The following is a 14,128-nucleotide window of genomic DNA, read 5'->3' as shown; positions in this document are numbered from 1 at the left end:
AAGCAGAACAACGCCCAGGGGCCTGTCCAAGCGTTAGTGAGGGCTGTTGTTCCCGAGGGGTGTGCTCATGAGCGCCGTCACGTGGGCAATGAGTTGTGTCGTCGGGTCAACTGCGGAATGCTCGTAGAGCCATTGCAGTTGTAGGCCGTCGAGCAGCGCGATGAGCCTGATGGCCTCAGCGTTCGGATCGAGGCCGGGTATAGCATCTCCGCTCGCAATCGCTGCCGAGAACAGCGCCGTGAATCGGCCAATCGCCGACACAAATCGGTTTCGGAAGTACTCGTGCGCCGGGTGAGATGGAGACGATGCCTCTGCGGAGAGCACCGCGTACAGCTCGATGAGTCCTGGCCGCGCTAATGCGTCGCGTTGGGCGTCAGGATAGCGTGCGAGCAGTGTCGTAAGGTCGGTAACGTCGTCACCGGTATCACCGGCCTGTTCTCCGGTGATGCTGTCCCAGTGGTCGATTACCGCCGCGAGAAGCCTATCTTTGCTGCCAAAGTGGTGAAGGAGCGTTGATTTGCTGATGCCAACGCGCTGGGCAATCTCGGCGAGGCTGGTGGCATGGAAGCCTCGCTGGGCAAACAGCACGGCGGAATCCGTCACGATCTGGTTGCGACGGGCCCTGCCCTGCGCATACCCGACGAGGGGTTCATGAGCCAGCTGAGGTGATGTTGCTCGTTTGGAAAATATCTCGTTATTGTCCGTCGAGGTTGCGGCCTGGACGCTGCCGCTGGCATCCACCCCAATCGAGCCGAGATAGTGTTCGAGCGATTCCGGCACGCTCACACGATTCGGCAGATAGAGCGACAACAGCTGGAGTCCGTCCCACACCGCGACGAGCCGTACCGCGCAGTCATGCGCGGACTCGCAGGATGGCTCGGTCTGCTGCGAGTCGCCGAGCTCTGATCGAAACCGCTCCGCCCAAAAGTTGATGGCGCCGCGATGCCGGTTTGTGAACCTGTTATTGGCGGGGTGCAGCGAACTTGTTGCCTCCCCGGCAAGGGTGGTGAAGAGCGACACGTAGCCGGGAACGCTCTCGTTGCGCCTGGCAAGCGCAGGGATCGTGCTGAGCGACGGGGTCGTGGTGCCGAGCCACTCGAGGTTCTCTCGCTCGAGCTCGTCAACAACCGCGTCGAGAATTTCGTCTTTTGAGGCGTAGTGCCGCAAGATTCCCGGATGCGAGATCTGTGCCCTTGCCGCAATGTCCCGGAGGGAAACCGCACCAAAACCTTGTTCGACAAAGAGTCCGGCTGCCGTAGAACGGATGACACGGCGGGTTGCTTCGCCACGTGCGGACTGCGCCCCCGACTGTGTCTCCATCCAACCAAGTCTAGGGGGCCGGTGTGAGTCGTTGCCTGAGACGAGACAGCGAAGCGAGTCGTCACGCGAGATCGTTGGCTAGCCGGCTGTGGCCCTCGCAGCGATCAGACGTAACGACTCGCTCATGAGACGCTACCCAGCGAGCGGGGGGAACGCAGGTGGATGCACCCTGCCGATCTCCTCAAGCACGCGAATCACTTGGCAGCTGTAGCCAAACTCGTTGTCGTACCAGACGTAGAGCACGAGGTTTTTTCCGTTGCTGATGGTCGCGAGTCCGTCGACGATGCCAGCTTTGCGCGAGCCAACGAAGTCGGTAGAGACAACCTCGGGTGAGTCGATGTAGTCGATCTGCTTACGAAGCGGAGACGTGAGTGAAATGTCGCGCAGATAGCTGTTGACCGATTCCTTGTCGGTCTCCTTTTCGAGCGTGAGATTCAGGATTGCCATCGAGACGTCTGGCGTCGGGACGCGGATGGCGTTTCCGGTGAGCTTGCCCTCAAGCTCTGGAAGCGCCTTTGCGACAGCCTTCGCGGCTCCGGTTTCCGTGATAACCATATTGAGAGCTGCCGATCGACCACGGCGATCTCCCTTGTGGAAGTTATCGATAAGGTTCTGGTCGTTTGTGAACGAGTGAACTGTCTCAACGTGACCGTGGACAATGCCGTATGCATCGTTGAGCACCTTCAGTACCGGCGTGATCGCGTTGGTGGTGCATGACGCCGCCGTGATGATTGGGTCTTCGCCGATGGTGTTGTGGTTGATCCCGTGCACAATGTTCTTGAGGCTGCCTTTGCCAGGTGCCGTCAGGACGACTCGCGAAACGCCAGTTGATTTAAGGTGCTGCGAGAGCCCCTCTTCATCGCGCCAGCGGCCTGTGTTATCAACAACAATGGCGTTTTTGATGCCGTATGCGGTGTAGTCGATGGTTGCCGGGTTGTCCGAGTAGATGACCTGGATGAGCACCCCGTTTGCGCCAATAGTGTTTGATTCGTGGTCAACAGAAATGGTGCCGTCGAATGGCCCGTGCACGCTGTCTCGGCGCAGCAGGCTCGCACGTTTTTCGAGGTCGTTGTCAGAGCCTCGGCGCACAACAACGGCGCGAAGGCGGAGCCCGTAGTCGCCTCCTGAGTAGCCGATAAGGATGCGGGCAAGCAGGCGGCCAATGCGGCCAAAGCCGTAAAGGACCACGTCTGTTGGTTCGCCGAGCGGCGCCCAGTTGTCGCCGATGACGGACGAAAGCGTTTCGCGCAAGTATTCTTCAAGCGCTGCGTCGGACGCGTTTTCGCCGACTGCAGCGCGGTAGCTTGTGAGCAGGCCAGCAAGATCGATCGAGGCGGAGCCTGGCGCGAGTGCGCTGACGATCTGTAGCAGGGGAAGGGTCTCGTGGATATCGAGCTCAACTTCGTCGACCTGTCGAGCAAAGCGGTGGGCCTTGAGGATGTCAACGGCCGACTGGTTCACGAGACTGCGGCCGTGAATCGACGTGACGATTCCGTGGTCGCGGTACAGGTGTCCAACGAGGGGGATCATCGCCTCAGCAAGTTCTTGGCGTTCGAGCCACTCGCTCAGGTGGGCGTCGGATGTGTGTTTCACTGACTTCCTTTCGTGGTGCGGCTTCGTCGTCGAGGCCGTTGATTGGCGCGCTGTTGCGCCCGGCGCGGGTCTGCGCCATCGTTTGCGCCCAGTAGTGGCCACACCTCCGGGCCCTCGGCGTGTGTACTGGGCGTTAACGACAAACGGGAACAAGCACACTCGATTCACAATCGATCGTGTGCTGTTCCCGTAACTCCCAGTCTAACCCGAGAGCGTCGATTTGGTGCCAATCGGCAACCAAACTGAGTGTTGTTGAAACTACTTTGCTGAGGCCTTTGCCTGTGCCTCGTAGTTTGCGGTGTGCTCGATGAGACGCATCATCGAGGCGTGCAGGTCGGCGATTTCCTTGTGGCTCATACCAAGGCGCTCAGCCATCTTTGTTGGGATGTCTGATGCCTCGTTGCGCATTTCGCGGCCACGCTCGGTGAGCGCAATCGAGAGTGTGCGCTCGTCGTTAGGAAGGCGGCTGCGCGTGAGGAGCCCCTGGTGCTCAAGGCGCTTGACGAGCGGGGACAGGGTGCCGGCTTCCTGGCGAAGCAGCGCGCTGAGCTTGCTGAGCGAAAGTGGCTCGTTTTCCCACAGTGCGAGCAGTACGAGGTACTGCGGGTGGGTAATTCCGAGCGGCGCAAGAACGTCGCGGTAAGCGCTCACAACGCTCCGTGAAGCAACCGTCAGGGCAAAGCAAATCTGCTTGTCAAGAGCCATAAGATTGTCGTCTTTTTTTGTCACGGTGGTCTCCAAAATATGTGTGAATTTTTGGGTGATTAAATCCGTCACCCCCCAAGGAAAGTTTTTAACCTTCGATGGCGAGTATACGGTGTGAGCGGAAGGTTTGCGCGCGTGTATAGTTTATGGTTGAAGTATTTGTGCATGTTATTGGGAGGGAATATTCATCGTGAGCACACAAGTATCATCCAGTGAAGCAACAGGTTTGAACGGGGAGCGTTCGAGCGGCACCACATCGCTCGTAACCGTTTTGGGCCTAATTTTCGCGTTTTTATTGGTCTTTGGTGGCTTTTATGTGATCGGCTCAGCATTCGCGGCCGAGGGGTATGAGGCCATCGTGTTTGGCGCGGGAGTGCTCATTGACGCCCTCGGGCTGTGGATCGCTTTTTGGTTAATTTCAAAAATCGATTAGGCGTGTCGGAACGAGTGTCCGGTGAGCTATCAGCTCACCGGTACACTCGTACCATGCCTGAAATCGATATCAAACCACGCAGTCGTGAAGTGACTGACGGCATCGAGAAAGCAGCCTCACGTGGGATGCTTCGTGCTGTCGGTATGGGAGACGAAGACTGGGACAAGCCGCAGATTGGCGTCGCGAGTTCCTGGAACGAGATTACGCCCTGCAATCTCAGCCTTGATCGTCTCGCCCAGGGTTGCAAAGAAGGTGTGCACGCCGGTGGGGGATACCCGCTGCAGTTTGGCACCGTCTCCGTCTCCGACGGTATTTCGATGGGACACGAGGGAATGCATTTCTCGCTCGTCTCCCGCGAGGTTATCGCCGACTCCGTTGAGACCGTCATGATGGCCGAGCGCCTCGACGGCTCCGTCTTGCTTGCCGGTTGCGATAAATCGCTCCCCGGAATGCTGATGGCTGCGGCTCGCCTCGACCTCGCTTCTGTCTTTCTCTACGCCGGCTCCATCGCGCCTGGCTGGGTCAAGCTCAGCGACGGAACCGAGAAGCAGGTGACCATCATCGACGCCTTTGAGGCCGTTGGTGCCTGCAAAGCCGGAACCATGAGCGAAGAAGACCTCAAGCGCATTGAATGCGCGATCGCCCCAGGTGAGGGGGCCTGTGGTGGCATGTACACCGCGAACACCATGGCCTCCGTTGCTGAGGCAATCGGTATGAGCCTTCCCGGCTCTGCCGCTCCGCCAAGCGCAGACCGCCGCCGCGACTACTACGCACACCGCTCGGGTGAGGCTGTTGTGAACCTCATCAAGAAGGGCATCACTGCCCGCGACATCATGACCAAGAAGGCGTTCGAAAACGCGATCTCGGTTGTGATGGCTCTTGGCGGTTCGACCAACGCTGTTCTGCACCTGCTCGCGATCGCGAGCGAGGCAGAAGTTGATCTCACACTTGACGACTTCAACCGCATCGCTGATCGTGTTCCACACATCGGTGACCTCAAGCCGTTTGGGCAGTACGTCATGAACGACGTCGACCGTCACGGTGGCATCCCCGTTGTGATGAAGGCCCTGCTTGACGCAGGCCTGCTGCACGGCGACTGCCTCACCGTTACCGGTAAGACGGTTGCTGAGAACCTCGAAGCGCTCAACCCTGACCCGGTTGATGGCAAGGTTATTCGCACGCTCGACAACCCAATCCACGCAAACGGTGGACTGGCTGTTCTGCACGGCTCGCTCGCCCCAGAGGGTGCCGTTGTGAAAACAGCGGGCTTCGACCTCGATGTCTTCGAAGGCCCAGCACGCGTGTTTGAGCGCGAGCGTGGGGCTATGGATGCGCTCACCGAGGGCAAGATCAGCAAGGGTGACGTCATCCTGATCCGTTACGAAGGGCCAAAGGGTGGGCCAGGAATGCGCGAGATGCTCGCCATTACGGGAGCGCTCAAGGGTGCGGGACTCGGCAAAGATGTACTACTCTTGACTGATGGTCGATTCTCGGGCGGCACAACCGGACTCTGCATCGGCCATATTGCACCAGAAGCGGTGGACGCAGGTCCAGTTGCTTTTGTTCGCGATGGTGACCTGATTCGGGTTAATATCGCCGCTCGCACGCTTGACCTACTGGTTGACCCTGACGAGCTTGCAGCCCGCCGAGAAGGCTGGGCTCCTCTTCCCCCGCGCTACACTCGCGGTGTTCTGGCCAAGTATTCCAAGCTGGTTCGTTCCGCCTCTCAGGGCGCCACAACCGGTTAGCGATTATTGGTAGCTGCCACGACGTTGTTCGTGGCAGCTACCGTTCGTTGGCCCGGAAGTCACTCACTCTTTATTCACATCGCTTGAGACAGTCGAAAGAACTATACGAATGACTACGGAATCGATTCCCGTCATCCCCAGCCCAGGAGGCAGCGCGGCACGTGGCCGCGGAGCCCAGGCCCCAACCGGTGAGCGCATCACCGGCGCACAGGCCGTGGTTCGCAGCCTGGAAAACCTTGGGGTCACTGACGTATTTGGACTGCCGGGTGGGGCCATCCTCCCGGTATACGACCCACTGATGGACAGCACCAAGCTCCGCCACATTCTTGTGCGCCACGAGCAAGGTGCCGGCCACGCGGCAGAGGGTTACGCCTCGTCGAGCGGAAAGGTCGGAGTGTGTATTGCGACCTCCGGCCCCGGCGCGACGAACCTGGTGACGGCCATCGCCGATGCCTACATGGACTCTGTGCCGCTGCTTGCGATCACAGGGCAGGTCTTTTCTACGCTCATGGGAACGGATGCCTTCCAGGAGGCCGACATCGTCGGAATTACGATGCCCATCACGAAGCACTCGCTGCTGGTGACGCGCGCCGCCGACATCCCTAACGCCATCGCATCCGCGTACCACATCGCCTCGACCGGACGCCCAGGCCCCGTGCTCGTTGATATCACCAAGGACGCGCAGCAGGAGGAGTTCGACTTCACCTGGAACCCCAAGGTTGACCTGCCCGGTTACCGCCCGGTGACCAAGGCAAACAGCAAGCAGATTCAGGCGGCGGCTCAGCTCATTGTTGAGGCGAAAAAGCCTGTTCTGTACGTTGGTGGCGGCATCGTTCGCGCCCGAGCATCCGAAGAGCTGAAGGCGCTTGCCGAGGCAACGGGTGCACCGGTTGTGACAACGCTCATGGCTCGCGGGGCCTTCCCCGACTCCCACGAGCAGCACCTCGGCATGCCAGGAATGCACGGAACGGTTCCAGCGGTGCTCGCACTGCAGGAGGCCGACCTCCTCATCGCTCTTGGTGCCAGGTTTGACGACCGCGTTACCGGCAAGGCAGCGCTTTTCGCACCGCACGCCAAGGTTGTGCACGTCGACATCGACCCCGCCGAGATCTCCAAGATTCGCGTTGCGGATGTGCCTATCGTTGGCGACGCACGCGAAGTGCTCGCAGATCTGACCAACACGGTCGAGGTGCACGCCCGCGAGACCACGCCAGACTATTCGGAGTGGTGGGCCTACCTCAATGAATTGCGTGAGAAGTTCCCGCTTGGCTACACCGCACCAACCGATGGGCTCCTTGCCCCGCAGCACGTGATCGAGCGTATCGGTGCCCTGACCGGCCCAGAAGGTGTCTACGCCGCCGGCGTTGGACAGCACCAGATGTGGTCGGCTCAGTTCATCAAGTACGAGCGCCCAAACGCCTGGCTCAACTCCGGTGGAGCAGGAACGATGGGCTATTCGGTTCCCGCCGCAATGGGTGCGAAGGTTGCCCAGCCGGATCGCCACGTGTGGGCGATCGATGGCGACGGCTGCTTCCAGATGACCAACCAAGAGCTCGCGACCTGCGTGATCAACAACATCCCGATCAAAGTTGCGATCATCAACAACTCGTCGCTCGGAATGGTTCGCCAGTGGCAGACGCTGTTCTACAACGGACGCCACTCAAACACCGACCTCAACACCGGTCACGGAACCATCCGCGTTCCCGACTTCGTGAAGATGGCCGACGCGTACGGCTGCCTCGGCATCCGCGTTGAAAAAGAAGACGAGATTGATGCGGCCATCAAACTTGCGCTTGAGACCAACGATCGCCCCGTTGTTATTGACTTCGTGGTGAGCGCCGATTCGATGGTGTGGCCTATGGTTCCCCAGGGAGTCAGCAACAACTACGTTCAGTACGCACGCGATCACAGCCCAACCTGGGACGAGGAGGAATAGACCATGACAACACACGTTCTGAGCCTCCTTGTCGAGGACAAACCCGGCCTGCTGACGCGCGTCGCCGGGCTGTTTGCCCGACGTGGCTTCAACATCGAGTCGCTCGCAGTTGGACACAGCGAGATCGAAGGGCTTTCACGCATCACGGTTGTCGTTGATGTTGACTCGCTCCCGCTCGAGCAGGTGACCAAGCAGCTCAATAAGCTGGTGAATGTCATCAAGATTGTTGAGCTTGAGCCTGGCCAATCGGTGCAGCGCGAGCACATGCTGATCAAGGTTCGTGTTGATAACTCAACGCGTTCACAGGTGATTGAGGCCGTGAGCCTGTTCAGGGCGCGCGTCATCGACGTCGTGACCGATGCTCTTGTGATCGAGGTCACGGGAGACTCCGGCAAGATTCAGGCGTTCCTTCGCGTGCTTGAGCCATACGGCATCAAGGAGATCGCGCAATCGGGACTCCTCGCAATTGGCAGAGGCTCAAAGTCGATCACCGAACGCGTCTTCAAGAACTAAGCGCCGACGCGTTCAATCCATTCGTTTTATATTTTTCGTAAACCACAACAACAAGGAGAAACACTCGTGACTGAGATTCACTACGACGACAACGCAGACTTGTCGCTCATCCAGGGCAAGAAGGTTGCCGTTATCGGTTATGGCTCGCAGGGCCACGCTCACGCGCTGAACCTGCGCGACTCAGGCGTAGAGGTCGTTGTTGGCCTCAAGGACGGCTCAAAGTCGATCGCTAAGGCCGAAGAAGCTGGCTTCACGGTCAAGAACGTAGCCGACGCGGCTGCATGGGCCGACGTTATCGTTATCCTCGCCCCAGACCAGTTCCAGCGCACCATTTACGCTGAGTCCATCAAGGACCAGCTCACCGACGGAAAGGCCCTTGTCTTTGGACACGGCTTCAACATCCGTTTTGGATACATCGAAGCACCAGAGGGTGTTGATGTCTTCATGGTTGCTCCAAAGGGACCGGGCCACACCGTGCGCCGCGAGTTCGAAGCTGGCCGTGGCGTTCCCGTCATCGTTGCCGTTGAGAAGGATGCTTCTGGTCACGCCTGGGACCTCGCATGGAGCTACGCCAAGGCTATTGGCGGACTCCGCGCCGGCGGCATCAAGACGACCTTCACCGAAGAGACCGAGACCGACCTGTTCGGCGAGCAGGCAGTTCTCTGCGGCGGCGTTTCGCAGCTCGTGCAGTACGGCTTTGAGACCCTGACCGAGGCTGGCTACCAGCCTCAGATCGCCTACTTCGAGGTTCTGCACGAGCTCAAGCTCATCGTTGACCTCATGTGGGAGGGCGGCATCGCCAAGCAGCGCTGGAGCGTTTCCGACACGGCTGAGTACGGCGACTACGTCTCCGGCCCTCGCGTGATCGACCCTTCGGTCAAGGAGAACATGCAGGCTGTGCTCAAGGACATCCAGACGGGTGCCTTCGCAAAGCGCTTCATCGAGGACCAGGACGCTGGCGGACCCGAGTTCAAGGCGCTTCGCGCCAAGGGCGAGGCTCACCCCATCGAGGCAACCGGCCGCGAGCTCCGCGCACTCTTCGCGTGGAAGCAGCAGGACGCTGACTACACCGACGGAAGCGTCGCACGCTAGTCATAATCGGTTACACGGCATTGACTCCGCAATGAGGCAGGCCGAATAACGATTGCACAAAAAACCCAGTCGCTCGGGGCCATTATGGCCCAGCGGCTGGGTTTTTTGCTGCGCAGAAGTGGGTGCGCCGATCGATTGAATGCTGATACGTGCAGTATTGGCTCTGGGGGCACCTCCGGATGGGTTAGGTTGGTTATATGAGTCCAACCTCGTCTGCCCCCACGGTTCACGTGAGAGCCCCGGGCAAACTCAATCTATTCTTTAAAGTTGGTAGCGTCATGGATGACGGTTACCACGAAGTTGCGTCTGCCTACCAGGCCGTCTCGCTTTATGAGGATGTGTGGGCCTCCCACTCGGATGAGTTCTCTGCCGTCTTTGGCGGCTCAATTGATACTTCTGCGCTTGTTGTTGACGAGCGCAATCTCGCCATTCAGGCAGCAAAGCTGCTCGCAGAACACACTGGCTATGCAGGTGGGGTTCATCTCCGCATTGAGAAGAACGTGCCAATCGCCGGTGGCATGGGGGGCGGGTCCGCAGACGCGGCTGCAGTTCTTGTCGCCTGTGACGCCCTTTGGGCCACCCATGTCAGCCGCGACGACCTGCACCGACTTGCCGCACAGCTCGGCGCCGACGTGCCCTTCGCTCTCATGGGTGGAACCGCAGTAGGCACTGGCAGAGGTGACGAACTCAGCCCCGCACTTGCCAAGGGCAGTTTTCACTGGGTGCTCGTGCCCGCGAGTGAAGGGTTGAGCACGCCCGAGGTGTATCGGGAGCTCGACCAGCACCGCATCCGGCATACCGGAGCGATTTCGCCGGTTCCGGTGAAGCCTGTTGTTGACAGCCAGGTGCTGCAAGCGCTGCGAGCCGGTGACGCACAGATGCTTGCCGACTGCATCCATAATGACCTCCAGGCGGCCGCGCTCCATATGGCGCCAGATCTCTACGACACGCTTGAGCTCGGTGAAGAGAGCGGTGCCCTCGCCGGCATCGTTTCTGGGTCCGGCCCAACGATTGCTTTTCTCGCCGCCGACGGCGAGTCAGCTGTTGAGCTGCAGGTTGCGCTGAGCCTTCGCGGCTACCAAGCGCTACGGGCAACGAGCCCAGTACACGGGGCCCGCGTCATCCCCGGCGCGGTGTAGCACCTCAACGTCGCGCCGTTCAAATGAAAGGTGCAGGTTCGCGCGATACGGTTACCCCATGGGTGTTTTGCGTGATTCCGGCGGGAAGCTGTGGCGGCGTGCGCTCGGCGTTGTCGCCGTCGCGTCAGCCGGTATTCTGCTTGGTGGATGCGCCCCTGAGAGCAACAGCCCAGCGGTTTTGACGGCCGGCCCGACCATGGTTGCCCCGATGCCATCTCACGAGGGAGAGAGCGGTCCAGCCGCGGCAGCGGAACCAACTCTGCTGCTTGGGACGCTCGCGGCGTCCAACGCGATCGCGGTCATCGATCCGCTGCGTGAGGGGCAGGATGCCGTTGTGCAGCGCATTGAAGTTGGACAGGCGCCGTGGGGTATTGATACCCATGGCACAACCGCCTACGTGGCAACCGCTGAGGGACTCGCCATTGTTGACCTCGTGACCGGCGCTCGAACAGCGTTGGTGGGGTATCAGCATCCGGCATCCACGCTGAGCTACGGGGAATATCGCGAAGGTGGCCTCGGTCTCGCGGCCTCCCCAGATGGCTCCCGCGTCTACGTTGCCGTGACGAGGGGAACCGGACCGTCCGCGCTCGAAGTCTTTGACACCGCGAGTGGAACCTTTATGACAAGTGTCGACGTTGGGCTGCGCCCGTTTGACGTTGTGGTCTCAGACGACGGGGGAGAGGTCTATTCAATTGACCACGACTCCTTCAGCGTGACAGCCATCAACACGGCAACCTTTGAACCTCGTTCGATCAGCGTTGCTCCCTTTGGACAAGAGGGCGGGCTCGCCTCGTGGGAAAAGACCCACTACGGCGTTGTGAATAGTGACGGGCACCTCCTGCTGCCGGTTCAGGGGCAGGCGCTCGTTGATCTGAACCCGGCAACCGGGGAGACAACCGTTGCTCAGATGACCGGTAACTCGCATCAGCACGGGGCAGCAATCGCAACAGACGTTCGAACGGGTGCGCGCTCCTTGCTCGTGGTAGGAACAGGAAGTTTTGGTTCGGCATCAGGGGGACCAAACCTCACCATCCGGTCAATGGCTGACTCGACCGAGCGAATAGTGCCGCTTGAACGACTACATGAGACCGTTACGCAGTGGCGCAACCCAGCAACGCAGGGGCTCAGTGCGGTGCTTGGCGGAGGCTATACAAGGGACGGCGCGTGGGACGGGGCAACGGTTGTTGATCTTGAGACGCTCGCATCATACGAGATCGTAGTAGAGGGCAAGCCGCAGGAAATCGTGCCCCTCCCGGCCGAGGCGACAGCTTCATTCACCAGATAACAGGGGATGCCGTTCTCGGGAATGAATCCGGGTGCCGCCCGGTTTCACTCAGCATGGCTGACACAATTAAAGTTGATATCTGGTCCGACATTGCGTGCCCATGGTGCTACATCGGAAAGCGCCGCTTCGAGGAGGCCCTCGACGCCTTTGCCTCCTCCGAGCACAGCAAACCGGTTGAGATCGAGTATCACAGCTTTGAGCTTGCACCCGATACGCCAACTGACTTTGCCGGCACCGAAATCGATTTCCTTGCCAAGCACAAAGGCATGCCCGTCGAGCAGGTTGAGCAGATGCTCGGCCACGTCACAGGCATCGCGTCCAGCGTCGGCCTGAACTACGATTTTGATGCGTTGCAGCACACCAAGACGCTCAAAGCGCACGAGTTGCTTCACTTTGCCAAGAGCAAAGGACTCCAGCGCGAGATGAAGGAGCGCCTGCTCAAGGCGTACTTCGAAGAGGGAACGCACGTTGGTCGCATTGACGAGCTCGTGACGCTCGCCTCGGAGGTTGGCCTTGATCAAGACGAGGTGCGTTCCGCCCTCACAGGCGACGCCTTTGCGCGCGACGTGCAGGCCGATATTGACCAGGCTCGTGCCTATGGCATCAACGGAGTCCCGTTTTTCGTGTTTGAAGGCGCGTATGGGGTCTCTGGCGCCCAAGAGCCAGCTGCGTTCCAGAGCGTGCTTGAGCAGATAGCCTCCGGGAGCATCGGGGAGGCATCGGATGCCTGATTCAGCTGCCTCTGGATACGTGAGCTCCGAAGCCGAGGGCGGCACCGCTCCGACAGCGACCGGTGGCGGCTCGGCGCAAGTCGAGGTTGACGGGAGCGCTCACGGAGTGGGGACACCGCTCATCCGCATGATGAGCGCGTCTAAAAGCGCAACGTCGGCCAGCGACCCATCACTCAGCGCCGATGCCGGGTTCTGTGCCGATGGAGTGTGCTCGATCTGAATCCGACTCCTCATGGTCGGTCAGTGCGTCCGTCGAATTTACCTGACGAGATGCTGACGGTGCAAAATACCGCTAAACTTATGGTTTAGGGTCACGCGTCGCGTCTTGAACGTGTTGGCTTTCCCCCTGAGCCTAGCCGGCCGCAAGACTGGAGCAATCGTGAGTAAGTCAGACAACGCTGCGGGTGACTCCCAACACGCTGGAGCATCCGGTCGCGAGGTTGTCAGTCGCGATGTCGTCAGCGAAGTTGTGGTTTCCGAAGTTGTTGTGAGCCGTGACCTCGCAAGTGGAGACATCGTCAGCGAGATTGTTGTGCGCAAAGACGTGGTCAGCCGCGACATTGTTGGCCGCGAGGTGCTCCGGAGCGACGTACCAAACGCGGATGTTGATGCCAAGGCATCCACCGAGTTGCCCTCCGCTGTTGAACCGATGGGCGCAAGGCGGTCAGCACCAACACCTCCCGCGCAGGCTGGTCGTGCGACCACCCAATCGGTGCAGGTCCCAACCCAGCAGCCGCGAACCGCGCCGACCGAGCGCGTCCAACACGTTGGGATGCCCAGCCAAAGTCCGTCGTCCGCTGCCGACCAGCAGGCGGCCGCCGCATCGGCAACCAGGCACGATCGTCGACTGACCGAGGCCGGGACACGCGACCTTGCGGTCAAGCATCCCAGAGCTGGGCAGGGCAGATTCGGCACCGCAGCCATCGCATGGAGTACGCTCTGGATTGTCATGTGGCCGGCGCTCTACGGCATGCTCGTGCGCATGTTCGTTGATCCACAAAAGTACTGCTCAACGAGAAGGCCAGCTGATTTCACCGGCACGGGTGAAGGCTCGGCCTTCCTCTTCCTGCCACCACGCACCGTGTGTGCCCTCGACGCGAGCGGTTCGGGCGGCTTCACAATCGCTCCGCTTGCGTCGACGCTCATGTTTCTTGCGCTGCTCATCGGCGCGGTGGTACTCATTATTCTTGGATTCCGAAACTACGTCCGCAGCATCGAACCGATGCCGCAGGAGACGCGTGTTGCCTACCGCATCCGGCAGTACGAACACGGGGCCCTGCTCGGCACGGTTGTGTCGCTCATCTCTCCGGTCTGGATGTTCTACCTGAAGTATGGCCTCAACGAAGCTGGTGGCATCATGCCAGCGCCGCGTGAGCAGATTTATTACTTTGAAAACCAGATTATTGTTGCGGCCATGATCCCACTTGTGGCGTGCGGGGCCGGCATCATTACCCGCCTCATTGGTGGCGACCGCGTGCGGCTGCCGCTGAACAAAGCGGTATTTGGCATTGTCGCGACGGGCGTCTTGTTCTTGGCAACCCTCGTGGTTGGGCTCGCAGACCTCGGCTAGTGCGCGTGGAGCTGCACGCGTCCACGCCGCATTGACTCAGCGCATCGACACAGCGCATCAACT

At 60.0% G+C, this 14,128-nt stretch carries 13 protein-coding genes; 10 read left to right on the top strand and 3 right to left on the bottom strand.

The features are described 5' to 3' along the window. Positions 1-33 precede the first annotated feature (33 nt). The 3 genes from FHX76_RS15755 to FHX76_RS15745 all read right to left on the bottom strand — a co-directional run bounded on the left by FHX76_RS15755 (position 34) and on the right by FHX76_RS15745 (position 3,642). Positions 34-1,320: a TetR/AcrR family transcriptional regulator gene (locus tag FHX76_RS15755; protein WP_167152370.1), complete on the bottom strand. Its 1,287-nt coding sequence runs from the start codon at positions 1,318-1,320 to the stop codon at positions 34-36. Between the two features lie 132 nt (positions 1,321-1,452). After that, a complete protein-coding gene (locus FHX76_RS15750) occupies positions 1,453-2,913 on the bottom strand; it encodes a glyceraldehyde-3-phosphate dehydrogenase (protein WP_167152368.1) in 1,461 nt (486 codons plus the stop codon). A gap of 258 nt (positions 2,914-3,171) precedes the next feature. Beyond that, positions 3,172-3,642, bottom strand: a complete 471-nt coding sequence (locus FHX76_RS15745) for a MarR family winged helix-turn-helix transcriptional regulator (protein ID WP_341777989.1) — start codon at positions 3,640-3,642, stop codon at positions 3,172-3,174. Positions 3,643-3,808: 166 nt separating this feature from the next. Between FHX76_RS15745 and FHX76_RS15740 the strand changes: the two genes are divergently transcribed. The 10 genes from FHX76_RS15740 to FHX76_RS15695 all read left to right on the top strand — a co-directional run bounded on the left by FHX76_RS15740 (position 3,809) and on the right by FHX76_RS15695 (position 14,065). Then, positions 3,809-4,051, top strand: coding sequence for a hypothetical protein (locus FHX76_RS15740; protein ID WP_167152366.1), 243 nt, complete (start codon positions 3,809-3,811; stop codon positions 4,049-4,051). 53 nt (positions 4,052-4,104) lie between these two features. After that, on the top strand, positions 4,105-5,799 hold the full coding sequence (gene ilvD, locus FHX76_RS15735; protein WP_167152364.1) for a dihydroxy-acid dehydratase: 1,695 nt from the start codon (positions 4,105-4,107) through the stop codon (positions 5,797-5,799). 109 nt (positions 5,800-5,908) lie between these two features. Continuing rightward, positions 5,909-7,735, top strand: coding sequence for an acetolactate synthase large subunit (locus FHX76_RS15730; protein ID WP_167152363.1), 1,827 nt, complete (start codon positions 5,909-5,911; stop codon positions 7,733-7,735). A 3-nt stretch (positions 7,736-7,738) separates the two neighbouring features. Beyond that, the gene (gene ilvN, locus FHX76_RS15725) at positions 7,739-8,248 is read left to right on the top strand and encodes an acetolactate synthase small subunit (RefSeq protein WP_167152361.1); all 510 of its coding nucleotides are present in this window, start codon (positions 7,739-7,741) and stop codon (positions 8,246-8,248) included. A 66-nt stretch (positions 8,249-8,314) separates the two neighbouring features. Further along, a complete protein-coding gene (ilvC, locus tag FHX76_RS15720) occupies positions 8,315-9,340 on the top strand; it encodes a ketol-acid reductoisomerase (RefSeq protein WP_167152359.1) in 1,026 nt (341 codons plus the stop codon). 197 nt (positions 9,341-9,537) lie between these two features. Then, a complete protein-coding gene (locus FHX76_RS15715) occupies positions 9,538-10,479 on the top strand; it encodes a 4-(cytidine 5'-diphospho)-2-C-methyl-D-erythritol kinase (RefSeq protein WP_167152357.1) in 942 nt (313 codons plus the stop codon). 58 nt (positions 10,480-10,537) lie between these two features. Then, a complete protein-coding gene (locus FHX76_RS15710; protein WP_167152355.1) occupies positions 10,538-11,764 on the top strand; it encodes a YncE family protein in 1,227 nt (408 codons plus the stop codon). Positions 11,765-11,817: 53 nt separating this feature from the next. Further along, positions 11,818-12,495: a DsbA family oxidoreductase gene (locus FHX76_RS15705; RefSeq protein ID WP_167152353.1), complete on the top strand. Its 678-nt coding sequence runs from the start codon at positions 11,818-11,820 to the stop codon at positions 12,493-12,495. Then, a complete protein-coding gene (locus FHX76_RS15700; protein ID WP_167152351.1) occupies positions 12,488-12,715 on the top strand; it encodes a hypothetical protein in 228 nt (75 codons plus the stop codon). The genes FHX76_RS15705 and FHX76_RS15700 overlap by 8 nt, the downstream gene beginning before the upstream one ends. 159 nt (positions 12,716-12,874) lie before the next feature. Further along, a complete protein-coding gene (locus FHX76_RS15695) occupies positions 12,875-14,065 on the top strand; it encodes a V-type ATP synthase subunit I domain-containing protein (RefSeq protein ID WP_167152349.1) in 1,191 nt (396 codons plus the stop codon). Positions 14,066-14,128: the final 63 nt, after the last annotated feature.

The organism is Lysinibacter cavernae, from assembly GCF_011758565.1.
GTDB classification, from domain to species: Bacteria; Actinomycetota; Actinomycetes; order Actinomycetales; family Microbacteriaceae; genus Lysinibacter; species Lysinibacter cavernae.
Note: the sequence above shows the minus strand (reverse complement) of the source record. Positions and strands in the feature narration are given on the sequence as shown.